General features: G+C 64.1%; 30 protein-coding genes. 15 read left to right on the plus strand and 15 right to left on the minus strand.

From position 1 onward, the window contains the following. Positions 1-80: 80 nt before the first annotated feature. On the plus strand, positions 81-695 hold the full coding sequence (locus tag RFN30_RS08595) for a LysE family translocator (RefSeq protein WP_320261671.1): 615 nt from the start codon (positions 81-83) through the stop codon (positions 693-695). Between the two features lie 106 nt (positions 696-801). Next, entirely contained in the window at positions 802-1,116 is a 315-nt protein-coding gene (locus RFN30_RS08600; RefSeq protein WP_320261672.1) for a hypothetical protein, read from the plus strand. 152 nt (positions 1,117-1,268) lie between these two features. Here RFN30_RS08600 and RFN30_RS08605 read toward each other — a convergent pair whose 3' ends face one another. After that, the gene (locus RFN30_RS08605; RefSeq protein WP_320261673.1) at positions 1,269-2,213 is read right to left on the minus strand and encodes a nucleoside hydrolase; all 945 of its coding nucleotides are present in this window, start codon (positions 2,211-2,213) and stop codon (positions 1,269-1,271) included. Positions 2,214-2,355: 142 nt separating this feature from the next. On the opposite strand from RFN30_RS08605, the gene RFN30_RS08610 reads away from it, so the two are divergent. Further along, complete coding sequence (locus RFN30_RS08610) at positions 2,356-2,781, plus strand: Hsp20 family protein (protein ID WP_320261674.1); 426 nt, start codon at positions 2,356-2,358, stop codon at positions 2,779-2,781. Between the two features lie 64 nt (positions 2,782-2,845). Next, positions 2,846-3,103: a BQ00720 family protein gene (locus RFN30_RS08615; protein ID WP_320261675.1), complete on the plus strand. Its 258-nt coding sequence runs from the start codon at positions 2,846-2,848 to the stop codon at positions 3,101-3,103. Between the two features lie 75 nt (positions 3,104-3,178). On the opposite strand, the gene ptsN is transcribed toward RFN30_RS08615, so the two are convergent. From ptsN to lptC, 6 genes are all read right to left on the minus strand, one after another. Next, positions 3,179-3,643: a PTS IIA-like nitrogen regulatory protein PtsN gene (gene ptsN / locus RFN30_RS08620; RefSeq protein ID WP_042641064.1), complete on the minus strand. Its 465-nt coding sequence runs from the start codon at positions 3,641-3,643 to the stop codon at positions 3,179-3,181. 61 nt (positions 3,644-3,704) lie between these two features. After that, positions 3,705-4,292, minus strand: a complete 588-nt coding sequence (gene hpf / locus RFN30_RS08625) for a ribosome hibernation-promoting factor, HPF/YfiA family (protein WP_320261676.1) — start codon at positions 4,290-4,292, stop codon at positions 3,705-3,707. A 315-nt stretch (positions 4,293-4,607) separates the two neighbouring features. Then, on the minus strand, positions 4,608-6,137 hold the full coding sequence (gene rpoN, locus RFN30_RS08630; protein ID WP_320261677.1) for an RNA polymerase factor sigma-54: 1,530 nt from the start codon (positions 6,135-6,137) through the stop codon (positions 4,608-4,610). A 332-nt stretch (positions 6,138-6,469) separates the two neighbouring features. Next, positions 6,470-7,288, minus strand: a complete 819-nt coding sequence (lptB, locus tag RFN30_RS08635; RefSeq protein WP_278206690.1) for an LPS export ABC transporter ATP-binding protein — start codon at positions 7,286-7,288, stop codon at positions 6,470-6,472. Then, positions 7,288-7,890 (minus strand): LptA/OstA family protein, encoded by a 603-nt coding sequence (locus tag RFN30_RS08640; protein ID WP_320261678.1) that lies wholly within the window; start codon positions 7,888-7,890, stop codon positions 7,288-7,290. Before RFN30_RS08640 ends, lptB begins: the two co-directional genes overlap by 1 nt. Then, positions 7,877-8,590, minus strand: a complete 714-nt coding sequence (gene lptC, locus RFN30_RS08645) for an LPS export ABC transporter periplasmic protein LptC (protein WP_320261679.1) — start codon at positions 8,588-8,590, stop codon at positions 7,877-7,879. Before lptC ends, RFN30_RS08640 begins: the two co-directional genes overlap by 14 nt. Before the next feature lie 301 nt (positions 8,591-8,891). Here lptC and sppA point away from each other — a divergent pair, with 301 nt between their 5' ends. The 4 genes from sppA to lhpI all read left to right on the plus strand — a co-directional run bounded on the left by sppA (position 8,892) and on the right by lhpI (position 11,654). Beyond that, complete coding sequence (gene sppA / locus RFN30_RS08650; RefSeq protein WP_320261680.1) at positions 8,892-9,845, plus strand: signal peptide peptidase SppA; 954 nt, start codon at positions 8,892-8,894, stop codon at positions 9,843-9,845. 77 nt (positions 9,846-9,922) lie between these two features. Further along, on the plus strand, positions 9,923-10,207 hold the full coding sequence (locus RFN30_RS08655) for an integration host factor subunit beta (RefSeq protein ID WP_027165368.1): 285 nt from the start codon (positions 9,923-9,925) through the stop codon (positions 10,205-10,207). 117 nt (positions 10,208-10,324) lie between these two features. Next, positions 10,325-10,657 (plus strand): LapA family protein, encoded by a 333-nt coding sequence (locus RFN30_RS08660; RefSeq protein WP_320261681.1) that lies wholly within the window; start codon positions 10,325-10,327, stop codon positions 10,655-10,657. A 25-nt stretch (positions 10,658-10,682) separates the two neighbouring features. Further along, entirely contained in the window at positions 10,683-11,654 is a 972-nt protein-coding gene (gene lhpI / locus RFN30_RS08665; protein WP_320261682.1) for a bifunctional Delta(1)-pyrroline-2-carboxylate/Delta(1)-piperideine-2-carboxylate reductase, read from the plus strand. Positions 11,655-11,729: 75 nt separating this feature from the next. On the opposite strand, the gene RFN30_RS08670 is transcribed toward lhpI, so the two are convergent. Both RFN30_RS08670 and RFN30_RS08675 read right to left on the minus strand, forming a co-directional pair. Further along, positions 11,730-12,098, minus strand: a complete 369-nt coding sequence (locus RFN30_RS08670) for a VOC family protein (protein WP_320261683.1) — start codon at positions 12,096-12,098, stop codon at positions 11,730-11,732. A gap of 71 nt (positions 12,099-12,169) precedes the next feature. After that, a complete protein-coding gene (locus RFN30_RS08675) occupies positions 12,170-12,880 on the minus strand; it encodes a helix-turn-helix transcriptional regulator (RefSeq protein WP_320261684.1) in 711 nt (236 codons plus the stop codon). 521 nt (positions 12,881-13,401) lie between these two features. Here RFN30_RS08675 and RFN30_RS08680 point away from each other — a divergent pair. The 6 genes from RFN30_RS08680 to olsB all read left to right on the plus strand — a co-directional run bounded on the left by RFN30_RS08680 (position 13,402) and on the right by olsB (position 20,243). Then, positions 13,402-14,319, plus strand: coding sequence for an RsmD family RNA methyltransferase (locus RFN30_RS08680; protein ID WP_430694664.1), 918 nt, complete (start codon positions 13,402-13,404; stop codon positions 14,317-14,319). Between the two features lies 1 nt (position 14,320). Then, positions 14,321-15,181: a TrmH family RNA methyltransferase gene (locus RFN30_RS08685; protein WP_320261686.1), complete on the plus strand. Its 861-nt coding sequence runs from the start codon at positions 14,321-14,323 to the stop codon at positions 15,179-15,181. 14 nt (positions 15,182-15,195) lie between these two features. After that, positions 15,196-15,675, plus strand: a complete 480-nt coding sequence (gene lspA / locus RFN30_RS08690) for a signal peptidase II (RefSeq protein WP_320261687.1) — start codon at positions 15,196-15,198, stop codon at positions 15,673-15,675. 84 nt (positions 15,676-15,759) lie between these two features. After that, positions 15,760-16,749 (plus strand): acrylyl-CoA reductase (NADPH), encoded by a 990-nt coding sequence (acuI, locus tag RFN30_RS08695; RefSeq protein ID WP_320261688.1) that lies wholly within the window; start codon positions 15,760-15,762, stop codon positions 16,747-16,749. A 143-nt stretch (positions 16,750-16,892) separates the two neighbouring features. Then, positions 16,893-19,172 (plus strand): ATP-binding protein, encoded by a 2,280-nt coding sequence (locus RFN30_RS08700; RefSeq protein WP_320261689.1) that lies wholly within the window; start codon positions 16,893-16,895, stop codon positions 19,170-19,172. 186 nt (positions 19,173-19,358) lie between these two features. Further along, positions 19,359-20,243: a l-ornithine N(alpha)-acyltransferase gene (olsB, locus tag RFN30_RS08705; RefSeq protein ID WP_430694661.1), complete on the plus strand. Its 885-nt coding sequence runs from the start codon at positions 19,359-19,361 to the stop codon at positions 20,241-20,243. A gap of 105 nt (positions 20,244-20,348) precedes the next feature. Here the strand turns inward: olsB and RFN30_RS08710 are convergent, their stop codons facing one another. Together RFN30_RS08710 and grpE are read right to left on the minus strand one after the other, a co-directional pair. Continuing rightward, the gene (locus RFN30_RS08710) at positions 20,349-20,981 is read right to left on the minus strand and encodes a trimeric intracellular cation channel family protein (protein WP_320262070.1); all 633 of its coding nucleotides are present in this window, start codon (positions 20,979-20,981) and stop codon (positions 20,349-20,351) included. 129 nt (positions 20,982-21,110) lie between these two features. Then, complete coding sequence (grpE, locus tag RFN30_RS08715; protein WP_320261690.1) at positions 21,111-21,761, minus strand: nucleotide exchange factor GrpE; 651 nt, start codon at positions 21,759-21,761, stop codon at positions 21,111-21,113. A 218-nt stretch (positions 21,762-21,979) separates the two neighbouring features. On the opposite strand from grpE, the gene RFN30_RS08720 reads away from it, so the two are divergent. Further along, a complete protein-coding gene (locus RFN30_RS08720; RefSeq protein ID WP_320261691.1) occupies positions 21,980-22,180 on the plus strand; it encodes a hypothetical protein in 201 nt (66 codons plus the stop codon). Between the two features lie 49 nt (positions 22,181-22,229). On the opposite strand, the gene RFN30_RS08725 is transcribed toward RFN30_RS08720, so the two are convergent. The 4 genes from RFN30_RS08725 to RFN30_RS08740 all read right to left on the minus strand — a co-directional run bounded on the left by RFN30_RS08725 (position 22,230) and on the right by RFN30_RS08740 (position 26,209). Beyond that, positions 22,230-22,850, minus strand: coding sequence for a DJ-1/PfpI family protein (locus tag RFN30_RS08725; protein WP_320261692.1), 621 nt, complete (start codon positions 22,848-22,850; stop codon positions 22,230-22,232). A 244-nt stretch (positions 22,851-23,094) separates the two neighbouring features. Continuing rightward, positions 23,095-23,628, minus strand: a complete 534-nt coding sequence (locus tag RFN30_RS08730; protein ID WP_320261693.1) for a DUF934 domain-containing protein — start codon at positions 23,626-23,628, stop codon at positions 23,095-23,097. 171 nt (positions 23,629-23,799) lie between these two features. Then, on the minus strand, positions 23,800-24,564 hold the full coding sequence (locus RFN30_RS08735; RefSeq protein ID WP_320261694.1) for a phosphoadenylyl-sulfate reductase: 765 nt from the start codon (positions 24,562-24,564) through the stop codon (positions 23,800-23,802). Beyond that, on the minus strand, positions 24,539-26,209 hold the full coding sequence (locus RFN30_RS08740; RefSeq protein WP_320261695.1) for a nitrite/sulfite reductase: 1,671 nt from the start codon (positions 26,207-26,209) through the stop codon (positions 24,539-24,541). Before RFN30_RS08740 ends, RFN30_RS08735 begins: the two co-directional genes overlap by 26 nt. Between the last annotated feature and the right edge of the window lie 23 nt (positions 26,210-26,232).

Raw genomic sequence — 26,232 nt, forward strand, 5'->3', positions numbered from 1 at the left:
CGGCCAGCTTGCGCCGGCGCTAACTCCGTGCATTGATCGCGCTCCGCCCAAGTCGGCGCGATCCTGTTCGAGGGAAGGTCATGTCGCTGGAACTTTACGCCACCTATGTCGTCGCCTGCATCGTCATCGTCCTGGTGCCGGGCCCGACGGTCACACTGATCATCGCCAACAGCATGCGCCACGGCTCGCGCGCCGGGCTTGCCAATGTCGCCGGCACGCAAGCCGGCCTCGCCGTCATGATCGCCATCGTCGGCATCGGCCTCAACACGCTGATCGCCGGCATGGGCCATTGGTTCGAGTGGGTGCGGCTGCTCGGCGCCGCCTATCTGATCTGGATGGGCGTGCAGATGTTTCGTTCGAAAGGCGCGCTGAATCCCGACGGTTCCGCGAGAAAGCCCCGGGGCGGCTTCTTCCTCCAGGGTTTCCTAGTAGCGATCAGCAACCCGAAGACGCTTGTCTTCTTCGGCGCCTTCTTCCCGCAATTCATCGCGCCGCAGGGCAATTACACGCTGCAGATCGTCGTCATGGGCCTGACCGCGATGATCTTCGCCGCCATGTCGGACTCGACCTACGCCCTTGCCGCGGGCCGTGCCGGCCGCCTGCTGTCGGCCAGCCGCGTCAGGCTGATGTCGCGCATCAGCGGCAGCTTCCTGGTCGGCGGCGGGCTGTGGCTGGCGTTCTCGAAGGCGAAGTAAAGGCCACCGCGAATCAAGACGTTGAAAGCACCTTGCTGCAACAGGAAGGCCATTGAAAGTCGACCTTCCTGTCACCACGTGACTGGTAAGAAAGGGGTTCAAACTGGTGTCGTTGTCTTATGCGGATTTGAAAAGGAACGCTCTTGGCGTTATCCTTTTCCTTGCCGCGTTCGCGGTGATGTTTTCCTTGGCCGCCAATAAATGGGCCAATGATGCCAGCCCGATCCGGTCAATCGATTCGTTCAAAGCAACGGTCAAGAGTGTCCAAATGGATCACGGCCATGGAATCTATGTCGTCTCTATCGAAAATGGTGGATCTGCTCTGATCGACGACGAGCGCCCGCACCTTCTGGGCTCTCGCCTGAATATTGAACGCGTCACACGCGACAACGGCTTCGTTTTCTACCGGTTCGCGGAATGAGCCGTATAGCAAACATAAGACCGCTGCTCGACTTCGACAGGCCGCTGGCCATGGGTTCTCGAGTTTCGGTGGAACGACAGCATCGCAGAAACGGCGTCGACACCTACCGATTGCTCAACGGATGACGACGCGCGCTTGATGATTTCAAGCGGTCAGTTCAGCCGCCCGAGCCTCTCCACCAACAGCGCGAAAAACGCGTCGTGGTCGATGTCGCGCATCACCATGGCGTTCTTCTCGCGCTTGGTGACGCCCCACCAGTCGATCACCGTCATGCCCATGGTGAGCTCGGAGGTCGTCTCGACGCTGACGTTGCAGCGGCGGCCCCGGAACAGCTCCGGCTTGATGAGATAGGCGATCACGCACGGATCGTGCAGCGGCCCGCCGTCGGTGCCGTATTTCTCCTCGTCGAAGCGCTCGAAGAATTCCAGCATCTCGGCGGTCGCGGTGCCGACCCTGGTGCCCAGCTCGCGGAAAGCCTTGGTACGCTTGGCCGTGGTCAGCGCCTTGTGGGTGACGTCGAGCGGCATCATCACGATCGGAATGCCGGACTTGAACACCACGTCGGCCGCCTGTGGGTCGACATAGATGTTGAATTCGGCGGCCGGCCTGACGTTGCCGCCCTCGAAGAAGCCGCCGCCCATCAGCACGATCTCCTTGATGCGTGGCGCGATCCTGGGCTCGCGGATCAGCGCCAGCGCGATGTTGGTAAGCGGTCCGAGCGGGCAGAGCGTGATCGTGCCGCTTTCCTCGCGCATCAGCGTCTCGACGATGAAATCGACGGCGTACTGTTCCTGCAACGGCATGGTCGGCTCGGGCAGCTGCGGGCCGTTCAGCCCGGTCTTGCCGTGCACTTCCTCGGCGGTGACGAGTTCGCGCGCCAGCGGGCGGATGGCGCCGGCATAGACCTTGATGTCGGGCCGGCCGGCGAGCTCGCAGATCTTGCGAGCGTTCTTCTCGGTGAGCTTCAGCGGCACGTTGCCTGCAACGGCGGTGATGCCGACGATCTCGAGCTCCGAGCTGCCGAGCGCCAGCAATATGGCGACGGCATCGTCCTGGCCGGGATCCGTGTCGATGATGATCTTTCGTGACTGGGGCATTTCAATTCCTTTTTGGGGAGTCTTTTTGGGCGGGGTTTTGACGGCTTGAACTTGTTCGCGCGGCGGACCATATCAAGACCATCGGGAAAAATGCCATCCGGGTTTTTCCAGTTTGTGTCGCTCTTAAGAGGACAGTGTAACAATGAGTCGAATGACGCCCTTCTCCAGCCCGCTTCTTCTGGGTTTCGACGCCATGGAAAAGACGCTCGAACGTCTGGCGAAGTCGGGCGACAGTTATCCACCCTACAACATCGAGCGCCTGGGCGCCTCGGACGGCAAGGCCGAAAGGCTGCGCATAACGCTTGCCGTGGCGGGTTTCGCCGAGAGCGACCTCGATGTCACCACGGAAGAAAACCAGCTGATCGTGCGCGGCCGTCAGACCGACGACACCGAGCGCGAATTCCTCCACCGCGGCATCGCCGCGCGCCAGTTCCAGCGCTGCTTCGTGCTGGCCGACGGCATGCGGGTGATCGGCGCGGAATTGAAGAACGGCCTTTTGTCGATCGATCTCGACCGTCCGGAGGCCGAGCGGCTGGTACGGAAAATAAACATATCGGTGAAAGACTGATCTTTGCCGATGGCTCTAATGCGGGACGGCCGGAAGTGGCGTCCTCGCGCCAAGGAGGCTTGAAATGCCCAGAACTGACGAAACCCTGACCATGACCAGCGGCGAGCTCGCCCATCTCGGCGAAGGTTCGGTCGCTTATCTGAGGAAAGTTTCGAGCGACGATCTGCGCGGCCGCTTCCCCGGCCTCGGCGAAATCGCGCCCGGCCTGGAGCTGTGGGCGCTGTTTGCCGCCAACGGCCAGCCGATCCTGCTTTCCGATGCCCGTGACCGGGCGCTGGCCGGCGCGCTGGAGAACGACCTGACCACGGTCGCCATTCACTAAGGCGACTGCTGGCCGTCCGGAATGGAAAGGGCCGCTCGCGGCGGCCCTTTGAAGGTTTTACCCCCGAGAAAAGCTTCAGGCCGCGTGCGAGGCCTGCGTATCCGACAAAAGCGCGTGGATAGCCACGGCGTCGCGCGTCCCCCTGATCTTGGCCACCGTATCGGCGTCGCGCAGCACGCGCGCGATGCGCGACAGCGCCTTGAGATGGTCGGCGCCGGCGCCCTCGGGCGCAAGCAGCAGGAACACCAGATCGACCGGCTGGTCGTCGAGCGCCTCGAAATCCACCGGCGTCTCCAGCCGGGCGAAGACGCCGGCGATCCGCTTGACCCCTGCGAGCTTGCCATGCGGAATGGCGATGCCGTTGCCGACGCCGGTGGACCCCAGCCGCTCGCGCTGCAGGATGGTGTCGAAGACTTCCCGCTCCGGAATCCCTGAAATCGCCGCCGCCCTCTCCGACAGCAATTGCAGAAGCTGCTTTTTGGAATTCGCCTTCAACGCCGGCATGATAGCCGGAACGCTGATGAGATCGCTAAGATCCATGCTTGAAAAATCCCTTGCTCGCCTGCCGCGCCCGGTCGTCCCCCTCGCGCGGCCGGCTTTCTTATCCCTGCGCGACTTTGGTCGTCGACGGATCGATCCAGCCGATGTTCCCATCCGGCCGGCGGTAGACGATGTTGAGATGGTCGTTTCCGGCGTTGCGGAAGACGAAAACCGGGCTATCCTTGGTATCGAGCTCGATGACGGCCGATGCCACCGACATGGTGCGAAGCGTCATGGTCGATTCGGCGACGATGACCGGGGCGAAGTCCTCCGGAATGTCTTCTTCATCGTCGGCGAGCGGCGCCATCACCGTATAGGCGATGTCGGTAGGCTCCTCGCCATTGCCGTTACCGACGCTGCGCGACTTCAGCCGGCGCTTGTAGCGCCTCAGCCGCGTTTCGAGGCGATCGGCGGCCGCCTCGAAGGCAAGCGTGGGGTCCTGGGCGTCGCCGGTCGCCTGCAGCGAGGCGCCGGAATCGAGCCGGATCATGCAATCGGCCGAGAAGCGCGACCCCGCCTTGATGACCGTGACATGTCCTGAAAAACCCCGATCGAAATACTTCTCGATCGCTTCGTTGACACGATCGTTGATGCGCGTACGGAACGCGTCGCCGATGTCCATGTGTTTTCCCGAAATGCGCAGATTCATCTGAAAACTGACCTTCCTTGCTCAGGCTTCAAACTGTCCCGAGTTTATACCCGTGGTGCGCGCGCACAAGCTTTGCGGCGGCACGCGCGCCGATTTTAGACCCGAACTTTCCGGTTGATCACAAGTCGCCTTCTTGGCCGTCCGAGGCCTTCGCTTTGACGAACCCATTCGCGAGCGGCCATCACGGCCCGGCTCATGCGGGCGGGCTTCTAGACACTTCGTTGCAGCTTGTCAATGAAGCACGAAAACTGTGGAAATCAGCCGTTCCTCGAAGACCGCACCAACTAGGTCAGGCCGGCTGATTGTCAACGGCCCTCAGCGTCCGGCGTTGGCCAACGCCCGCTTTTCGCGGCGGCGCTGCACCGATGAAGGGATGTTCATGCCTTCGCGGTACTTGGCAACCGTACGGCGCGCAATGTCGACGCCGCTTTCCCGCAGCATATCGACGATGGCGTCGTCGGAAAGCACGTCGGCGGGCTTTTCCTCGTCGATCAGCTGCTTGATGCGGTCGCGCACGGCTTCGGAGGAATGGGCTTCGCCGCCTTCCGCCGAGGCGATCGAAGCGGTGAAGAAATAGCGCAATTCGAAGACGCCGCGCGGCGTCAGCATGTATTTGTTGGCGGTGACGCGGCTGACCGTCGATTCATGCATGCCGATCGCGTCGGCCACCGTGCGCAGGTTGAGCGGCTTAAGATGCCGCACGCCGTGGACGAGGAAAGCATCCTGCTGGCGCACGATCTCCGAGGCCACCTTCAAGATCGTCTTCGCCCGCTGGTCGAGGCTGCGCGTCAGCCAGTTGGCGTTCTGCAGGCATTCGGCGAGAAACTCCTTTTCCGCCTGGTCCCTGGCATGGCTTGAGACGCGGGCAAAGTAGACATTGTCGACCAGGACGCGCGGCAGCGTGTCGGCGTTGAGCTCCACCGCCCAGCTGCCGTCGGCGGCCGCCCGCACCTCGACATCGGCGACGATCGCGTCGCTCGCCCCGCCCGAAAACGCAGTGCCGGGGCGCGGATCGAGCGCCCGGATCTCGGCCAGCATGTCGAGTAGGTCTTCCTCGTCGACGCCACAGATGCGTTTCAGCGCCTGGAAGTCCCGCCGCGCCAGAAGTTCGAGATTGGCCACCAGGGCCTTCATCGCCGGATCGAGACGGTCGCGGACGGCAAGCTGCAGCGACAGGCATTCGGCGAGGTCGCGGGCAAACAGGCCTGGGGGCTCAAAGGTCTGGCAGATCTCCAGCACGCGCGCTACGGCCGCATTGTCCGCGCCCAGCCGCGCGGTTATCTCTTCCAGATCGGCGCGCAGATAGCCCGCCTCGTCGAGGCTGTCGGCGAGTTCGCCGGCGATCAGGCGTTCGGCAGGATTGGGAAAGGCCAGCGCTATCTGTTCGCCGACATGTTCGCGCAGCGTCACAACGGTCGCGGCCATCTCGCCGACATCGAAGCCTTCCGACGAAGCGCCCCCGGCGCTGTTCCCGGATGCCGACTTCCATTGCGCGGTGAGGTCCGGCCCCAGCCTTTCGCTTGTGCCGGGATCGTCGGGAAACAGGTTCTCCAGTGAAGAGTCGAGCTTTTCCGAGATCGCCTCGGCGCTCCACTCCGTCTCGCTTTCGAACCAGTCGTCCCGGGCCGAGGGTTCAGGCGATGCTTCGCTCTTCTGCGGCTGGTCGCCGACGGTCTCATCCTGCGGCTCGGCCCGCTCCAAGAGCGGATTGCGCTCGATCTCCTCGTCGATGAAGCGTTCGAGCTCGACATGGGTAAGCTGCAGCAGCCGGATCGACTGCATCAGCTGGGGCGTCATCACCAGCGACTGGGACTGTCTGAGCTGCAGTTTGGCCGCCAGCGCCATGGTAAGATTCAAACGCCTCGTCTACGCATCGGACAATGATTTTTCGGTCGGGCATAGAAACTGGCCCGGCTTTTGCTTGTCAAGGCAAACGCTAGCAGCGACGGCTTACCGGAGCGTTATCCGGGGCGGAAGTGGCCGGAAATCGGAAAAAATCAGCGAGAAATTGCGGCAGAACCGGAATTTCGCGTCTAAGGCGTGTTGAGATTCAGGTCAGGCCGAGTCGAAAATGGCGGACTCCGAGAACCGGAGCGGAGCGTACATAAAGTACGTGAGCACCGGAAGCGCAGGAGACCGGCATTTGCAGGCCGGCATCACCTGAATATCGACACGCCTTAGAGCGTGAAGCCCTCGCCGAGATAGAGCCGCCGCACATCGGCGTTGGCGACGATCTCGTCGGCCCGGCCATGCGTCAGCACCTGGCCGGCATGGATGATATAGGCGCGGTCGATCAGGCCGAGCGTCTCGCGCACATTGTGGTCGGTGATCAGCACGCCGATGCCGCGCGCGGTCAGGTGGCGAACGAGCTGCTGGATGTCGGCGACCGCGATCGGATCGATACCGGCAAAGGGCTCGTCGAGCAGCATATAGGCCGGCCGCGTCGCCAGCGCCCGCGCGATCTCGAGGCGGCGGCGTTCACCGCCCGACAGCGACATCGACGGCGCTTTGCGCAGATGGCTGATGTGGAACTCCTCGAGCAGCTCGTCGAGCGTGCGCTCGCGCTCCTTGCGACTCTTTTCCACCACTTCCAGGACGGCGCGAATGTTCTGCTCGACGTTGAGGCCGCGGAAGATCGAGGCTTCCTGCGGCAGATAGCCGATGCCGAGACGGGCGCGGCGGTACATCGGCATCGAGGTGACGTCGAAACCGTCGATCTCGATCGTGCCTTCATCCACCGGCACGAGACCGGTGACCATGTAGAAACAGGTGGTCTTGCCGGCGCCGTTGGGGCCGAGCAGGCCGACGGCCTCGCCGGCGCGCACGCCGAGCGTCACGCCGCTGACGACCTTGCGGCCTTTGTAGCTCTTGGTCAGGCCCTTGGCGATCAGGGTGCCCTTGAACTTCGCCTTGTCGGCACCGACCGTTGCCGGCGCAGACGGTTTTGCGGCCGCCCGCCCCGGGAGGCGGGCCAGCAGCGACGATACGCCGGCCATTAGTTGCTCGACGCTCCCTGCTGGGCCGTTCCCTGCTTCTGGGGAGTGATCGACATGATGACGCGACCGCCGGTACCGCAACCGTCGACATTGGCAAGACCGCTCTTCATCTGAACGGTGAGCTTGCAGCCCTTGAGCACATTGTCGCCCTGCGAGAGCACCACTTCGTTGCCGGAAAGGACGAGCACCTGGGTCTTCATGTCGAACGTGCCCTTGTCACCGGTGGCGATCTGGTCGTTCGATTTGATATAGACTTTGTTCTCGACCACGAGGTGGTCGATGTTGGCTGCACCGGTCATCGCCGATGCGCCGGCAGCCGCGCCCTTGGGGGCATTGGCATCCTTGACGTAATAGACCGTCATCTTGCCGGCCTTGAGTAGCGTCGGGCCTTGATTGACGGTGACGTTGCCGCTGAAGATCGCCGCGCTGTCGGCCTGACGGACCTCGAGCTTGTCGCTTTCGATCTGGATCGGCTGGTCGCCCGACAGTTTCAGGCCAGACATCTGGCTGGTGCCGCTGGACTGGGCAAGCGCGGGCGCCGCCCCGAGCGACATGACGAGAGAGGCCGCCGCTGCAAGCCCTGTCAAACTACTGCGACGCATTCTGCTCTCCGCTCTTTGCCTCTGCCGCCTTCAGACTTGCCGCGTCGATGTTGACGCGCACCCGGTTCTCGAAGACCACCACCTTGCCGTTCTCTTCCACCGACATCGAGTCGGCGGTGATGCGCGACCCGCCGCGGCTGACATCGACCGGATTGTCCGTCTTCATAGAGCCTTTGCCCATGTCTAGGAAGACCGATTTGAACTTGGCCTCCATGCCGTCGCTCGTCGTCACCAGGACATCGCTTGTGAGGTCCATCGTGTTGGCGTCGCGGTCGTAGATGCCGTGCGCGGCGTTGACCGCCACCACATTGTCGCTGGCGACCGGCAGTTTGGCGTTGATGCCTTCGAGGTCGATGATGCCCTGCTTGCCAACATCCTGCGTCGCCCGGGTCGCCGTCAGCGAATAAGGCAGTTTCTGCTTGGTGAAGCCGTTGAGCTTGGGATTGGCCATCACCAGCTTGCCGTTGGAAAAGGCGGTGCCGTCGGCCTGCACCGAGATCGACACCGGCGCGGCGAGATAGGAATAGACCGGAAAGGCGATCGCGATTGCCGCCGCCAGCAGCGGCACGGCGAATTTCAGAACCCGCACGCGGCGCGAATGCCGCTGCGCGCGGTCGAACGCGTCACCGCGCGTGCCGCTTTCGCCAGCGGCAGCCGACACCGTTTCGGCATCGCTCGTTTCGTCAGATCGCGCCAACATGACTGTTTTCTAATGAGCCCTTGCCCCGCCAAACACCGCCTATAGGTGGTATGCCGGTCCCCGCAAGCAAGCACAAGCGGAGGAAAACTGCAAAAATGTGACGGCTACTACCGCACGACTAGGACGAATTAGGCTGAACTGCCAGCCCTTCATAGCAGATAGGGGCCGGCTGCGTTAATTTTTCGTGAGGTCGCCGTGACCGCAACGTTGCGCCAAGACCTGTCAGGCCCCTCAGGAAACGGTAGCCCCGCGCGGGTGGTTGCTTTAAAAGCGTCCTTTCCCACCGATTGTGAGGCTGACGATGGCAATGAGAGCCGACGACTTGATCGACCGCCGCCGCTTGCGCCGCAAGCTGACCTTCTGGCGCGTGGCTGCGTTTGCGGTTCTGGCGGCAGCGCTGATCGCCTTTTCGGCATGGGTCTACAATGGCGATTTCGCCGGCCAGGCGGTCGACCACATCGCCAAGGTCAAGATCGAAGGCACCATCACCGAGGACGAGGAGCTGATCAAAAGGCTGGAGACGATCCGCAAATCGTCGACGGTGAAAGGCGTCATCCTGTCGATCGATTCGCCCGGAGGCACCACGGTCGGCGGCGAGTCGATCTATGAGGAAGTGCGCAAGCTTGCAGGCGACAAGCCGGTGGTGGCCGAGGTCGGCACGCTGGCGGCGTCCGCCGGCTACATGATCGCAAGCGCGGCCGACCACATCGTTGCCCGCAAGACATCGATCGTCGGCTCGATCGGCGTGCTGATCCAGTACCCCGACGTCAGCAGCCTGATGGACAAGCTCGGCATCAAGCTGGAAGAGGTGAAGTCGTCGCCGCTCAAGGCCTCGCCCTCGCCGTTCAAGCCGACCAATGACGACGAGCGCGCCATGGTGCGCAAGCTCATCCTCGACAGCTATGACTGGTTCGTCGGCATCGTCGCCGAGCGGCGCAAGATGACGCATGAGCAGGCGCTGGCGCTGGCAGACGGCTCGATCTTCACCGGGCGCCAGGCGCTTGGCAACCACCTGGTCGACGCGGTCGGCGGCGAGACCGAGGCGATCGACTGGCTGGCGACCAAGGGCGTCGACAGCAAACTCAAGGTCGTCGAATGGAAGGACACGGAGCGGCGCGGTTTCCCGTTTTCGAAAAGCATGACCAAAGCCGTCGCCAGCGCGCTCGGCCTGCCGGACGCCGGCGGCGACATCATTCACGAGCTTGGCGCCGACCGCTTGTTCCTTGACGGTCTCGTTTCGGTCTGGCACCCTTGACAACCGTTGGGATGAGCCAAATAAAGCAATAAAATCATCCTGATAATTGACCGCAGTGGTTTACGGGGAACGTTCTCATGATCAAATCCGAGCTTGTGCAGATCATTGCTGCACGCAACCCGCATCTTTTCCTGCGCGACGTCGAGAACATCGTCGGCGCGATCTTTGACGAAATCACCGACGCCCTTGCCGAGGGCAACAGGGTCGAGCTGCGCGGTTTCGGTGCCTTTTCGGTGAAAAACCGTCCTGCCCGCACCGGCCGCAACCCGCGCACCGGCGAATCCGTCGAGGTCGAGGAGAAGTGGGTGCCGTTCTTCAAGACCGGCAAGGAGTTGCGCGAAAGGCTGAACGGGGGCAAATAGGCGCCGCGCCGGCGGGTCGAAACGACGTCTCGGCGCTTCAAGCATGTCTCCCGAAAGTGGAGGCCGGTTTCGGGACAAAGACATGCGCGCTTTTAGACGCCTCTCCATGGAGATTTGATGTTCAATCGCGTCATGCTCGTCGTGGTCTTCGTGCCGCTGGCCGTCATCCTGATCGCGCTTGCCGTCGCCAACCGCGGACCGGTCGCCTTCACGCTCGACCCGTTCCATCCGGGCAATCCGGCGTTGACGCTGAATTTGCCGCTCTTCATCTTCCTGTTCCTGGCTTTGGCCATCGGCATGATCGTCGGCAGCCTGGCGACCTGGGTGAAGCAGGGCCGCTACCGCAAGCTCGCGCGCCAGCGCGGCATCGAGGCCGAGAACCTGCGCCAGGCGGTGAGCCGCGCACCCGCGGCGCCGAAAGGACCGGCGCTGCCCAAGCCGACGAACTGAACAGCGTACCGTTACGGAGCATTCCATGCTGACCATTTCGGCTGCCGAGGTCGACCGCGCGCTGACTTTCCCCGGGCTGGTAGAGACGCTGCGAAACGCCTTCCGCGACGGCGCCGTGCAGCCGGTGCGCCATCACCACGCGGTCGAACGGCCGGACGGCGCCGCCTCGACGCTGCTGTTGATGCCGGCCTGGACGGACTTCAACGCCGCCGGCACCTCGGCCGGCGGCCATATCGGCGTCAAGATCGTCACCGTCTCGCCCGACAACAACGCCATCGCCAAGCCGGCGGTCATGGGCCTCTATCTGCTCCTCGACGGCGTGACCGGCGAGCCCGAAGCGCTGATCGACGGCCAGCGGCTGACGCAGTGGCGGACCGCTTGCGCCTCGGCGCTCGCCGCATCCTACCTCGCCCGCGAGGACGCCACGCGGCTGCTGGTGATCGGCGCCGGCGCGCTGTCACCCTTCCTCGCCAAGGCGCATTCGGCGGTTCGGCCGATCAAGTCGATCCGCATCTGGAACCGCACGCCGACCAATGCCGAAAAGGTGGCAAGCGCACTGCGTGCCGAAGGCCTTCCCGCGAGCGTGGCCGGCGATCTAGACACCGAGCTTGGCGAAGCCGACATCGTCTCGTCGGCGACGATTTCGACCACGCCGCTGGTCAAGGGCGCGCTGCTGAAGCCGGGCGCCCATGTCGACCTGGTCGGCGGCTTCACGCCGCAAATGCGCGAAAGCGACGATGAGGCGATTTCGCGCGCCCGCGTCTACGTCGACACCCGCGCCGGCGCCACCAAGGAGGCCGGCGACATCGTTCAGCCGCTGGCTTCCGGCGTGCTGAAACCGGAAGCGATCGTCGCTGACCTGCATGAATTGGCGCGCGGCGAGAAAGGCGGCCGACGGGGCGACAGCGAGATCACGCTGTTCAAATCCGTCGGCGCCGCGCTCGAGGACCTCGCGGCAGGCATCGCCGTCTACGAGGCGCTCAGCGCAAGGCAGTAGGGATTAGGCAGGCAGTAAGGCAGTAGGGAAGCCTCACATCCTACTGCCTACTGCCTACTGCCTACTGCCTACTGCCTACTCATTCGGCCAGTAGACGCGCAGGCGATGACTGTCGGGATCGAGCGCGACGAATGTGCGGCCGAAATCCATGTCAGTCGGGGTCTGCAGGATTTTCAGGCCGCGCTTGGCCCAATCGGAATGCGTGGCGTCGACCGCAGCCGAATTCTCGACCGTAAGCACGAGTTCGCCGGCTCCGCCCGCCGCGGCGGCCGCCGGCTCCACGGTGTGACGCGACCAGAGGCCGAGCTTGAAGCCCTTGTCGAGCACGAACATGACGAAAGTCGGCGAGGCCTCGACCGGCTCGCGCCCAAGCAGCGAGGCGTAGAAGGCGCCGCTCTTCTCGGGGCTGTCGACGTAAAGGATGACGAAGTTGGGCGTGGTCATGTTTGATCTCCAAGATGTTTGAACCTTGGCGACCTTAGGCGGTACCACTGTCAGTTTCTGGCAGCAGCCTCTCAGATGGCGGGGTGTCCCGGCGCATTTTGGCCTGGCTTGTCGAGCGTCGCCCGCCACTCCTTGAGCATCACCTGGCGGCGGCGCGGATAGCGAATATCGGTGGTCATGAGGTGGGACATACGATCGGCGCGGAAATGCCGGAAATCCTTGCGCATCTCGCACCACGCCACCATCACCCGCACCTTGTCGAAGAAGCCGAGCGCGAACGGCCAGACCATGCGCTCCGATGCGGCGCCGCCGGCATCCCGGTAGAGGAAGCCGAGCTTACGCTCGTTGCGGATCGCCTGCCTGACAATGCCGAGATCGATCGCCTCGACGCTCGCGGAACCCGGCCCGACCAGCAGCGTCGTGGCGTCGAGATCCTCGCGCAGATCGTCCGGCAGCACCGCAGCGATCTTCGACAGCGCGTCCGTCGCCGCCGCGGCCAGCCGCTTGTCCGGCTGTTTCGCCACCCAGCGCGAACCGAGCACGATCGCCTCGATCTCCTCGTCGGTGAACATCAGCGGCGGCAGCATGAAGCCGGGCTTCAGCACATAACCCAGCCCCGCCTCGCCTTCGATCGGCGCGCCTTGCCCCTGCAGCGTCGCGATGTCGCGATAAAGCGTGCGGATAGAAACGCCCATGTCATCCGCGAGCATGCGACCGCTCACCGGCCGGCGGTGACGGCGCAGGATCTGGATCAGGTCGAGCAGGCGTTCGGAACGGGACATCGCTTTGCTGTTTGCGGCGACCGGACGATAGGTCCGCAACGCATACCGCGGCAAGGCGGCGTCGGAACGCCTGCGCTCCGACACCGTTGACCTCACTGGAGATGCGCGGATTCCTGTTATTTTGGTCGGTGCTTAGCGTGACCGTCGCGGCGTTTGCCTTGGACCGTCCTTTGCCCATCCCCTGGAATCGCTTCCCAAGTTGACAAGATGGTCGCCCACCTGTGGCGCGAGGGGCGACCGTTTTCGCTGTCGATCCGCCACGTCTGAGCCCTCGATGGCCGCAATGCACGCGCCTTTGTTGCGCCGGTGGGCATAGCTGTGGCAGAAGCGGGCCGAACCGCCGGAGATGCCCCTTCTTGAAATCCTTTCGCGACAAACGCCGCGACAGCCGGCCGCCCCCCGCCAGGACGGAGCCGGGCCGCCAGCGCGACGCGCTTGTTCCTGGACGCCCGCAGCCAAAGCATGCCGAGCGGCACGAATCGAAATCCACGGACCGCCAGGAGGCGAAACCCGCACCGCGCATTCTTTCGCGCCGCGAAGGCCCTCTGCCAGCCGAGCGCCTGCCGCTGATCCTCGAAGTCGCGCCCAACGCCGACTACGCGCTGCTGGACAGTGGCGCCGGCGAGAAACTGGAGCAGTACGGCCCATACCGCATCGTGCGCCCGGAAGGCCAGGCGATCTGGCAGCGGGCGCTTCCGGCGAAGGAATGGGAGCGTGCCGACGCCATCTTCACCGGTGACACCGACGAGGAAGGCATTGGCCGCTGGCGCTTCCCGAAAGCGCCGCTGGGCGAGACCTGGCCGATGAAGCATGACGGCATCGATTATCTCGGCCGCTTCACCTCGTTCCGCCATGTCGGCGTCTTTCCCGAGCAGGCCTCGCACTGGGATCACATGGCCGGGCTGATCGCCGCGGCCAGGCGCCCGGTCAAGGTGCTCAACCTCTTCGGCTATACCGGGCTTGCCTCGCTGGTCGCCGCGCGCGCGGGCGCCGAAGTCACTCATGTCGACGCCTCGAAGAAGGCGATCGGCTGGGCGCGCGAGAACCAGGAGATGGCCGGGCTGTCCGGCAAGCCGATCCGCTGGATCGTCGAGGACGCGGTGAAATTCGCCGAGCGCGAGGAACGCCGCGGCAGCCGCTACGACATTGTGCTCTTCGACCCGCCCGCCTATGGCCGCGGCCCGAAGGGCGAGGTATGGCAATTGTTCGAGGATCTGCCGGGCCTAACCGACCTCTGCCGCTCGATCCTGACGCCGAAACCGATCGCCGTGGTGCTCACCGCCTATTCGATCCGCGCCTCCTTCTTCGCCATCCATGCCCTGATGCGCGATACCTTCGCCGGCATGGGCGGCACGGTCGAATCCGGCGAGCTGATCATTCGCGAGAAATCCGCCGGCCGCGCGCTGTCGACCTCGCTGTTCTCGCGCTGGGTGGCTTGAAATGGTCGCGCATGACGGACACCGCCCGGTCGGCCAGGTCAAGGAAGTCACCAGCCTCGCCAATCCGCTGGTCAAGGACATCAAGGCACTGGCGCTCAAGAAATTCCGCGATCAGCAGAACGCCTTCATGGCCGAAGGCCTGAAGCTGGTCATCGACGCGCTCGACCTCGGCTGGTCGATCAGGACGCTGGTCTTCGCCAAGGCCGGGCGCGGCAACGCGGCGATAGAAAAAGTGGCGGCGCGCACGGTCGCCGCCGGCGGCACCGTGCTCGAAGTCTCGGAAAAGGTGCTGGCGGCAATCACCCGCCGCGAAAACCCGCAAATGGTCGTCGGCGTCTTCGCGCAGCAGACGCTGCCGCTAAAAGGTATCCGCGCCACGGACGGCGACGTCTGGGTCGCGCTCGACCGCGTGCGCGACCCCGGCAATCTCGGCACCGTCATCCGCACCGTCGATGCCGTCGGCGCCAAGGGCATCATCCTGGTCGGCGACACCACCGATCCGTTTTCGCTGGAAACGGTGCGCGCCACCATGGGCTCGATCTTTGCCGTGCCGGTCGCCAGGGCAACGGAGCAGGCCTTCCTCGCCTGGCGGCGCGACTTTCCGGGCCTCGTCGCCGGAACGCATCTGAAGGGCGCCGTAGACTATCGCTCGGTCGACTTCTCAAGAGGTCCGGTTCTGCTTCTGATGGGCAATGAGCAACAGGGCCTGCCCGACAGCCTCGCGGAGAGCTGCGACCGGCTGCTCAGGATCCCGCAAGCCGGCCGCGCCGATTCTCTCAATCTGGCGGTTGCCACCGGCGTGATGCTGTTCGAGATCCGGCGCGGTGCCTTGAAGCTCGACCCCGCTACAGACACGCGATGAGGACTACAAAAATCGTGAGATCCTGGTCTCCTTATGCCCTGCTGGTCGTGGTCGCTATCGCACTCGACCAGTGGATAAAACAGCTGGTGGAAAACGGCCTCGCCTTTCAGGAAAAGGTCGATCTCCTGCCTTTCCTGGCGCTGTTTCGCACCTACAACACCGGCATTGCTTTCTCGATGTTCTCCTCCTTCGGCGACACCGGCCTGGTGGTCATCGCCGCGCTCGTCGTCGCCTTCGTGCTCTATCTGGCGGTGCGCACTCCAGCCGGCCACGTCCTTGCCCGGATCGGCTTCGCCCTGATCGTCGGCGGCGCGCTCGGCAATCTGATCGACCGTGCGGTCTACGGCCACGTCATCGACTACGTCCTGTTCCACACGCCGGTCTGGTCCTTCGCGGTGTTCAACCTCGCCGACGCCTTCATTTCCGTGGGCGCGGCACTAGTTGTCTTCGACGAGTTGATCGGCTGGCGGCGAGAAACCAAGCCCCAGGACTGAGGCAATTGACCTCGCGCGGCCACCGCCTCAAAGTCGGCCCGCAGCAATTGCGCAAAAAAATCGCCAGAACCGAGGAGACAAAAAGTGCCCGATACCTTCAAAGCCATCCTCGTTTCGCGCGATGCCGAGAAGAAGCAGTCGGTCGAGGTCGTCGACCTCACCGAAGCCGATCTGATGGAAGGCGATGTCACCGTCGCCGTCGAGGCCACGACGGTGAACTACAAGGACGGGCTCGCCATCACCGGCAAGGCCCCGGTTGTGCGCCGCTGGCCGCTGGTGCCCGGCATCGATTTCGCCGGCACCGTCATCGACTCTTCGCATGCCGATTGGCGCAAGGGCGACAAGGTCATCCTCAACGGCTGGGGTGTTGGCGAGACGCATTACGGCGCCTATGCCGGGCGCGCCCGCGTCAAGGGCGACTGGCTGGTGCCGCTGCCCGACGGCATGAGCCCGCATGATGCGATGGCCGTCGGCACCGCCGGCTATACCGCAATGCTCGCCGTCATGGCGCTGGAGCGGCACGGCATCGTGCCCGATCGCGGGCCGGTGGTGGTGACGGGAGCCGCCGGCGGCGTCGGCTCGGTCGCCATCTCGATCCTCTCTACCCTCGGCTACCATGTGATCGCTTCCACCGGGCGCAATGCCGAAAGCCCCTATCTGATCGACCTCGGCGCGGCGGAAGTGATCTCGCGCGACGAGCTCAGCCAGCCGGCCAAGCCGCTCGCCAAGGAACGCTGGGCCGGCGGCGTCGACTCGGTCGGCTCCCATACGCTCGCCAATGTGCTTTCGATGACCACCTATGGCGGCGCGATCGCCGCTTGCGGTCTGGCCGGCGGCATGGACCTGCCCAGCAGCGTTGCCCCTTTCATCCTGCGCGGCGTCTCGCTGCTCGGCATCGATTCGGTCATGGCGCCGAAACCGGTCCGCCTCGAGGCATGGCGCCGCATCGGCACGGATCTCGATCTCAAGAAGCTGTCGACCCTGTCGCGCTCGATCGGCTTCGACGGCATCGTCGGCGCCGCGCGCGACATCGTCGACGGCAAGATCAGGGGTCGCGTGGTCGTCGATATGTAGGCGCAATCCCAGGAAAAGTGTTCGGCGGCTTCCCGTCCGGAATTGCACCAAACGAGCAGAAACCGCTCGAAATCGGCGTGAAGACTAAAATTCGAACGATCCGCCGCAATCTTCCATAATCTCTGTCTGGCAGGGTTTGCCGCATGTTCGCGGACTCCGACTTCAGACAGGACAAAAAGGCCGCCGGCGATGACGAGCCCGGCGCGGACGCGCCGAAGCGGCACGTGCTTGTCGCGCCGCCACTGGCTCCCGAACTGCCGACTGCCAGCCACGAAGGCCTGCCGTTCCTGACGATCGTCGCGATCGTCGTGCTGGCCGGGCTGACGCATCTCACCGGGGCGCCGACCTTCATCACCATCGGCCTCCTGGCGACGAGCCTGGGCGGCCTCGTGATGCATATGCGCAACCAGCGCATCGAGCGCCGCACCGTTGCGCTTCTCGACGAGACCGCCGCCCGCAGCCGCGCCGAGATCGAGACGCTCGCCGACCGCATGTGGGAGATGCAGGAGAGCGAGGAGCGTTTTCGCGGCCTGATCGATGCGCTCGGCGATCTCGTCGTCCATCGCGACCGCGACGGATACATCGTCTACGCCAACAAGGTCTTCGCCTCGCTCGTCGACACGGACCAGCGCGATCTCGCCGGCAAGACGCTTTCCGAGCTCGGCATAGACGTGGGCGTCGTGCCCGATGCCGCCTTCTCGGACCATGAATGCCTGAGCTCCACCGACGTCGCAATCCGCACGCCGAACGGGCCGCGCTGGTTCTCCTGGATCGAGCTCTCGGTGCGCGACAGGGATACAGGCGCTGTTTCGCACCGGGCGATCGCCCGCGACATCACCGCCCGCAAGCGTGCTGAATCCTCGCTGATCACCGCCCGCGAGCGGGCCGAATATGCCAGCCAGGCCAAGTCGCGCTTCCTTGCCACCGTCAGCCACGAGATCCGCACGCCGATGAACGGCATCATGGGTATGGCGAAGCTGCTTGCCGACACCGACCTCTCGCCCGAGCAGCGCACCTATGTCGGCGCCGTCTCGACTTCCGCGAGCTCGCTGCTCGCGCTGATCGAGGACCTGCTCGACTATTCCAAGATCGAGGCCGGCCGCTTCGATCCCGAACCGCAGCCGACGTCGCTGCGCGAGATCGCCGACAACATCATCGAGCTCCTGGCGGCGAAGGCCTTCTCCAAGAACATCGGCCTCGGCTGCCATGTCGAGCCCGACGTGCCGCAGATGATCACCGCCGACCCCGGCCGCGTACGCCAGGTGCTGCTCAATCTCATCGGCAATGCCGTCAAGTTCACCGACGCCGGCGGCGTGCTGCTTACCGTCGCGCGCGCCCGCACCGAGAGCACCGACCGCATCTGCTTCACCATCGCCGACACCGGTCCGGGGCTGCGCGAGGAGGACATGGAGCACATCTTCGAGGAGTTCGAGCAATCCGACGGCACTTCGACCAGGGTGCATGGCGGCGCGGGTCTCGGTCTTGCCATCTCCAAGCGGCTGGTGATCGCCATGGGCGGCACGATTTCGGTCTCGAGCCGGCTCGGCGAAGGATCCGAGTTCGTCTTCGACATCCCGGCGACCGCCGCAACCGAACCGCCGCAATATCGCCGGAGCATCCTCTCCGACCGGCGCGCGGTGATCGTATCCAGGAACGCCGTCGAGGCCGATGCCATAGCCCGCACCATCCGCGCGCATGGCGGTGCCGTCGAGATTGCCGCCACGCCGGACCAGGCCGCTGCCTTCGCCGCCGGCTGCAACGTGCTTCTGGTCGATGCCGCGCTCGAAAACAGCGACGGCCGCCTGCTGAAGCGGCTGCGTCAGGGCGGTTTTGTCGACTGCGAGGCCGTCACCCTGATTGCGCCCACCGATCGCGGCATGCTTGGCGAATTCCGCGCCAACGGCTACGCGACATTCCTCGCCCGGCCGGTGCGCGGCGAAACGCTGCTGCGCGTGCTGCTGACCAGCCATGTGCCGGCACCCGCCGCGCCGCGGCCGCAGCCGCGCGGCACCGCGTCCGTCCGCCGCCGCGACCAGGGCCTGTCCGTGCTGATCGCCGAGGACAATGACATAAATGCCATGCTTGCCCGCGCCACGCTTCTCAAGGCCGGACATCGCGTCAAGATCGTCGGCAACGGCAAGGCCGCGGTCGAAGCCGTCACCGACGCCGGCCTCAAGCATCGTTTCGACGTCGTCCTGATGGACCTGCACATGCCGGTGATGGACGGGTTGGACGCGATCGCCGCCATCCGCCGCCACGAGGAAGCGCTTGCCGTGCCGCCGATCCCGATCATGGTGCTTTCGGCCGACAGCCAGGAAAAGACGCGCCACACCGTGCTGGCCCACGGCGCCAGCGGCTTCGTTACCAAGCCTCTCGACCCCGATGCGCTCGTCCAGGCCGTCGAGAGCCAGGCTGCCGCGTAACGAATTTTTTAGACTTTCCCGAACGCCTTGGATTGCTTGGCTTTCGCAGCCATAAGATAGCCGGTTGAGGGTATTGCCCAGCCGACGAAGTATTGCCGGGCTCGCCGTATCACGGTACTGTCACAATCCTGTTGCACCTACACCGTATCCCCGTGCCAAGAGGGATGGCTCGAAGGAGAATCACTCGTGCATACAGTCATGCCTGAATGCGATACTCGGCCGAACGCCAGCGCCCTGCTCGGCGGGCGTGCTGTCGACGCCGTCGCAAGCGGCGCAACGCTGGGCCGTATCGGCAACCTCGAAGTGCGGCTTGCCCGCAACGAGGCCGAGATCGCCGCCGCCCAGGAAGTGCGCTATCGGGTATTCTATGACGAGCTTGGCGCGAGGAAGGATCTGTTCCAGGCGCAGGACCGGCGCGATGCCGACCGTTTCGACCCGCTCTGCGACCATCTCCTGGTTTTCGACACCTCGCTTCCCGGTCCCGAGCATCGCCGCATCGTCGGCACCTATCGCCTGCTGCGGCAGGAGATCGCCACGGCCGCGGGCGGCTTCTATTCCGAGGGCGAATTCGAGCTGACCAAGCTGGTCGCGCGCCATCCGGGCCAGCGCTTCCTCGAGCTCGGCCGCTCCTGCGTGCTGCCAGAATACCGCTCCAAGCGCACGATCGAGGCGCTCTGGCAAGGCATCTGGGCCTATATCAACCATTACGGCATCGGCGTGATGACCGGCTGCGCCTCGTTCCACGGCACCGTGCCGGCCGCGCATGCCGAGGCGCTCACCTATCTCGCCCATCATTGCCGCACCGACCAGGCCTGGGATGTCAGGGCGGTGGCCGGCCGCTACTGCTCGATGGACCTGATGCCGATCGAGGCGGTCAACGCCAAGGCGGCGATCGCCGCCATGCCGCCGCTGGTCAAGGGCTATCTGCGCGTTGGCGCTCGCATCGGCGACGGCTGCGTCATCGACCGCGAGTTTTCGACGGTCGACGTCTTCGTTGTCATGCCGGTCAAGGAAATCGGCGCCCGCTACGTCAACTACTATGGCGGTGAAGGGCAGCGTTTCGCCGCCTGACGCCAGCGAATAGCGAATAGCGAATAGCGAATAGCGAATGAAGTAAGCGATTGTGGGCTGGTCACAATAGCCCTATTCGCTACTCCCTATTCGCTATTCGCTTCGTCACGGAATATCCTCCGGCCTTCGCCCGGGCCGGCTCTTATAGGCCGGGAACGACCAGCCGAATTTGAGCGCTCCGCCGCGCACCAGGAAAGCCGCCGCGAAGCCGAGCAGGCTTGAGGCAAGCGCCGGCATGCCGACAAGGTCTGAGAGCGTGAAGAGCGCGGCACCCGCAAGCGCCGCCGTGACATAGATTTCGGGTCTCAGCAGCACCGAGGGCTCACCGGCGAGTAGATCGCGCAATATGCCGCCGAAGGTGGCGGTGAGCACCCCGGTGATGACAGACACCACCGGTGAGCCGGTGATCGCCAGGCCCTTTGCCGCTCCCATCACCGCGAAGGCGGCCAGTCCGATCGCATCGAGCCAGAGCAGCAGCTTGTAGCGGCTTTCGACGCGGTGTGCGCTGAAGAAGACGAGCACGGCGACAACGGCGCAGATCAGCACATAACCGTTGTTGGCGACCCAGAACACCGGCAGGTTGAGGATGACGTCGCGCAGCGTCCCGCCGCCGATGCCGGTGACGCTGGCCAAAAACAGGAAACCGATGATATCGAGCTCCTTGCGCGACGCGGCAAGCGCGCCCGTCGCCGCGAAGACCGCGACGCCGGCATAGTCGAGCAGCTCGATGGGATTCAAGGACATAAGGGAGTAGGGCAGTAAGGGAGTAGGTGAGTAGGGACTATAAATAGCACAAGCCGAATGAAATGTACGGCCGCTATCCCTACTGCCCTACTGCCCTATTGCCCTACTCCCTTACTCCCCTAATCAAGCATCCTTCTCGGCCTGCTCGTTCACCGGGCCCGGCTCGACCGGCGCCTCGGTTGCGGCAGCCTTCGGGCCGCCCTTTGAGACGCCGACCATCGCCGGCCGCAGCACGCGCTCGCCGATCGAGTAGCCGGGCTGCACGACCTGGACAACGGTGCCGGCCGGAACGTCGGCGTTGGGCACCTCGAACATCGCCTGGTGGAAGTTCGGGTCGAACTTCTCGCCTTCCGGCGCAAGCTTCTTCACGCCGTGCCGCTCCAGCGCCGACAGCATGGCGCGCTCGGTGAGGTCGACACCCTCGATCAGCGCCTTGAAGCCGGCATCGCCGGAGGCTTTGGCTTCGGCCGGAATGGTATCGAGCGCGCGGCGCAGATTATCCGACACCGACAGCATGTCGCGTGCGAAATTGGCCACCGCGTAAGTGCGCGCATCATGCACGTCGCGCGCGGTGCGGCGCCGCAGATTCTCCATTTCGGCAGCTACGCGAAGCGCGCGGTCCTTCAGCTCCTCGTTTTCCTTCAGCAGCCGCACAAGCGCTTCATAGTCGCCGTCGACGCCGCCTTCCGCACGTTCGCCGGGAGCCTGGGCGCCGGAAGCCTGGCTGGCCTCGATTTCCTCGGGCGCGCGTTCGTCTTTTGTCTGGTCGCTCATCGCCGTTTCCCGTCATTCGGATTGGTTTGGATTTGCGCCCGATATCGAGGTTTAAGGGTCAAAAATCAAGGGGCAAGCACCGGCTGCCGCCCTCCTCGGACCGCTCCAAATTAATTCAAACTTTACCGTACCGGGCGTCTTCGCTTGCCCTTGGGGACACGTACGGGAACCATTGCCGGCCTGGAGGAGTTTCGAAGCCGAGACAGGATTTTGGGATTATGAGCGGCAATGGTGGCGAAAGGCGAGCCAAACTCGCCAAGGATATCAGGCGTCAGCTTGGCACGGAGGCAACAAAGCGCTTTCTGCGCACGCTGCCGGCTTTTCGTCTGGAGAAAGAGATGCCCAAGCGGCTGACAGACCTGCTCGACCGCCTTGAAGGCGCCGAGGCGGACAAAATGGGCGGACAACGGCATCGCTAAGCAACGCTCAGCCATATGCCGCCCTTTGCGCAGCCCGCACTCTGTAGAGCTAGGCTGCCCTGCGCTCGTCGCGCATCAGCGCTTCGCCATGGCGGATCTCGGTCCCGAGCACCTTCAGGCACTCGCGCATGAAGGCGGCAAGGCCGGGCCATCCCTTCGCCGACACCAGATTACCGTCGACATGCGCACCGGTCGGCGCAACGTCGATATAGGTGCCGCCGGCGAGCGTCACCTCGGGCTCGCAATAGTGCAGCGCCGCTACTTCCTTGCCGCGCACCACGCCGTCGACGGCGATCAGGATCTGCACGCCGTGGCAGATTGTGAAGATCGGCTTGCCGGTTTCATGGAAATGCCTGACCAGCGCCTGCACGCGCTTGTCGATGCGGATATACTCCGGCCCGCGACCGCCCGCGGCGTAGACCGCGTCGTAATCCGCCGGATTCACCTCGGCGAAGGTCTTGTTGAGAATGTAGTCGTGGCCGAGCTTTTCGGTGTAGGTCTGATGGCCCTCGAAGTCATGCAGCGAGGTCTTTAGCACATCGCCGGCCTTCTTGTCCGGACAGACGACATGGACGGTGTGGCCGACCGCATGCATGGCCTGCTCAAAGACGAAAATCTCGTATTCCTCGCTGAACTCGCCAACGAGCATCAGTATCTTCTTGCCTGCCATGCCGTCTCCTCCCTTTGCTGGCTATTTATTTCGGATCGCGAAATAATGGCCCTATCCTAAAGGCAAGATGACGGAAGGGAAAGTGCAAATCGCATAAGTGGTCTGACCAGATTGCTGCAAAGAGGGCCTGCGGACCATTTCCACCCTTGAGTGACTGTCGAAAATGAGAGGCTTGGTCAGACCAAAGCTGCAGGCCGCTTCCTTTTTGTAGAGTGCCTTTCGACTGCGTTGTGGCGGCTGCCTCTCAGCCCGCACGCTTGCGCCGCCAGGAATATTTCGGGCCCTTGGCTTCCGGCTCCACCGCCGGCTGATAGTAGACCGGCAGGCCGCCGGTGCGTCCCTCCTCAAGCCGCTTCAGCAGCACTGGGTTGGAGACCTCGAATTCGTCGAAGCCGAGCCGCAACATATGCGGCAGCTGGTCGACTAGCACCTGGCCCGTGGCGCGGACCGCGCCCTTGAAGTTATGGCGGGCGCGCAGCAGCTCGCCCTTGGAAAAGGAGCGGCCGTCGTTGAATGCCGGGAAAGCGAGCGCCACTAGCGACAGCTGGTCGAGCAGGCCGACGATCTTGTCGAGCTCGTCGCCGGGCAGCAGGAGCACACCGATGCGCTGCTTGGCCGACTTGCGGGTGTCGTCATCGAGCGCAAGAAAAACCTGTAGCGGCAGGATGAAACGGCCATTGCCGGCAAGCGCCTCGGCGCTCTCTGCATGGGTCCATTCGTCCTCGCGGAAACCCTTCGGGGTCCAGAGGCGGGTTTCCGATTTGGTCGGTTCAGTCATCAAGCAATTCCTAAAGCTCAAAGAACGCCCAGGGTGTGTTGAGATTCAGGTCAGGCCGAGTCGAAAACGGTGGCTTCCGAGAACCGGAGCGCAGCGTACCAAAGTACGGGAGCACCGGAAGCGCAGGAAACCGCCGTTTGCAGGCCGGCCTCACCTGAATATCAACATACCCTATAGGGATGCGTCGGTCAGCGACTTCTCCAGCCCCGACAGGTGGATGCCGCACTCGGTCTTGGCGTGCCCCGCCCAGCGGCCGCTGCGGGCGTCCTCGCCAGGCTGTACCGGCTGCGTGCACGGGAAGCAGCCGATCGAGAGATAGCCATAGGCGACCAGCGGATTTTCGCGCAGCGCATGCGCGCGCATGTAGTCGGCCTGGTCCGATGTCGTCCAATGCGCCAGCGGATTGATGCGGATGCGCGAGCCGACCGCCTCGAAGACCGGGAGTGCCGCGCGCGTCGAAGCCTGGAAGCGCTTGCGCCCTGTGAACCAGGCGCGGAACGGCTCGACGCCCCGCGCCAGCGGCTCGACCTTGCGCACGTTGCAGCAGGCATCGGTGTCGGTTTCATGCAGCCTGCCTGTCGGATCGACGCGTTCGAGCGCGGCTTCCTCCGGCTTGATCACCCTGACATCGGTCAGGCCGAAATCGGCGACCAGCGCGTCACGGTAGCCGAGCGTCTCCTCGAAATGCTTGCCGGTGTCGAGGAAGATCACCGGCAGCGAGCGGTCGATCTTGGCGATCATATGCAGGAGCACCGCCGAATCAGCGCCGAAAGACGACACGGCGGCGACCTCGCCGCGGAAGAATTCGCGCGCCGAGCGCTCGATGATCTCGATCGGCTTCAGATGGCCGAGTAGCGCGTCGAGCCCTGCCGCTTCCGCGGCAACGCCGGCCTCGACGTCTACGATACGGTCAAGCGGCCTTGGTTTCGCCAGCATAGAGCGCCTCCTTGAACGGCGCGGGACCGACACGGCGGTATGCGTCGATAAAACGTTCATCGGGATTGAGCCGAAGGCCGAGATAGGTGTCGACGATCTGCTCGATGGCATCGGTGATCTCCTCCGAGGAGAAGCCGCGGCCGATGATCTCGCCGACCGACGTGTTCTCGTCGGCCGAGCCGCCGAGCGTCACCTGATAGAGTTCGGTGCCCTTCTTCTCGACGCCGAGGATGCCGATGTGGCCGACATGGTGGTGGCCGCAGGCATTGATGCAGCCGGAGATCTTCAGCTTCAATTCGCCGATCTCGCGCTGCCGCTCCAGCGAGGCGAAGCGGCGCGAGATTTCCTGCGCCACCGGAATGGAGCGCGCCGTAGCCAGCGCGCAATAGTCGAGGCCCGGGCAAGAGATGATGTCGCTGATCAGGTTGGAATTGGCGGTCGCCAGGCCGATCTCGACCAGCGCGTCATAGACCGCCTTGAGGTCGGCGCGCGCCACATGCGGCAGGATCAGGTTCTGCTCATGGCTGACGCGCAGCTCGTCGAAGGCGTATTTCTCGGCGATGTCGGCAACTGCTTCCATCTGGCTGTCGGTGGCGTCGCCGGGCACCTCGCCGATACCCTTGAGCGAGATGGTCACCGCCGCATAATCGGGGTGTCGATGCGTCACCACGTTCTGGTCGAGCCATTCCGAAAAACTCTTGGAATCGAGCCGCGCCTGCTTCACATGCGCATCGCCCTCCGGCCGGTCCGGCAATGCCGGCGGTGCGAAATAGGCGTTGATCGCCTGGATATCGGCTTCCGGCAGCTTCAGCTCGGCGTCCTTCAACTCCTGCCATTCGGCCTCGATCTGGCGAGTGATTTCCTCCACGCCGGTTTCGTGGACGAGGATCTTGATGCGCGCCTTGTACTTGTTGTCGCGGCGGCCATAGAGGTTGTAAACGCGCAGGATCGCCGTGCAGTAGGACAACAGATCGGCTTCCGGCAGGAAGTCGCGGATCTTCTTCGCCACCATCGGCGTGCGGCCCTGGCCGCCGCCGACATAGACGCCAAAGCCGAGCTCGCCGGCAGCATTCTTCTTCAGGTGCAGGCCGATGTCGTGCGTCTGGATGGCGGCGCGGTCACGCTCGGCGCCGGTCACCGCGATCTTGAACTTGCGCGGCAGGAACGAGAATTCCGGATGCACCGAAGACCATTGGCGCAGGATTTCCGCATAGGGACGCGGATCGGCGACCTCGTCGGCGGCCGCACCCGCGAAATGGTCCGCGGTGACGTTGCGGATGCAGTTGCCGCTGGTCTGGATGGCGTGCATCTCGACGCTCGCCAGGTCGGCGAGGATCGCCGGAATGTCGGACAGCGCCGGCCAGTTGAACTGAATGTTCTGGCGCGTGGTGAAGTGGCCGTAGCCCTTGTCGTATTTGCGGGCGATGTGGCCGAGCATGCGCAACTGCCGGCTGTTCAGCGTGCCGTAGGGCACGGCGATGCGCAGCATGTAGGCATGCAATTGCAGATAGACGCCGTTCATCAGCCTCAGCGGCCGGAACTGGTCCTCGGTGATCTCGCCGGCAAGCCGGCGCTGCACCTGGTCGCTGAACTCGGCGACACGGGCGTGAACGAAATCTTGGTCGAACTCGTCGTAACGGTACATGCTTCGTCTTTCAGGGCGCGTCC

This window comes from Mesorhizobium dulcispinae, from assembly GCF_033977345.1.
GTDB lineage: Bacteria > Pseudomonadota > Alphaproteobacteria > Rhizobiales > Rhizobiaceae > Mesorhizobium > Mesorhizobium dulcispinae.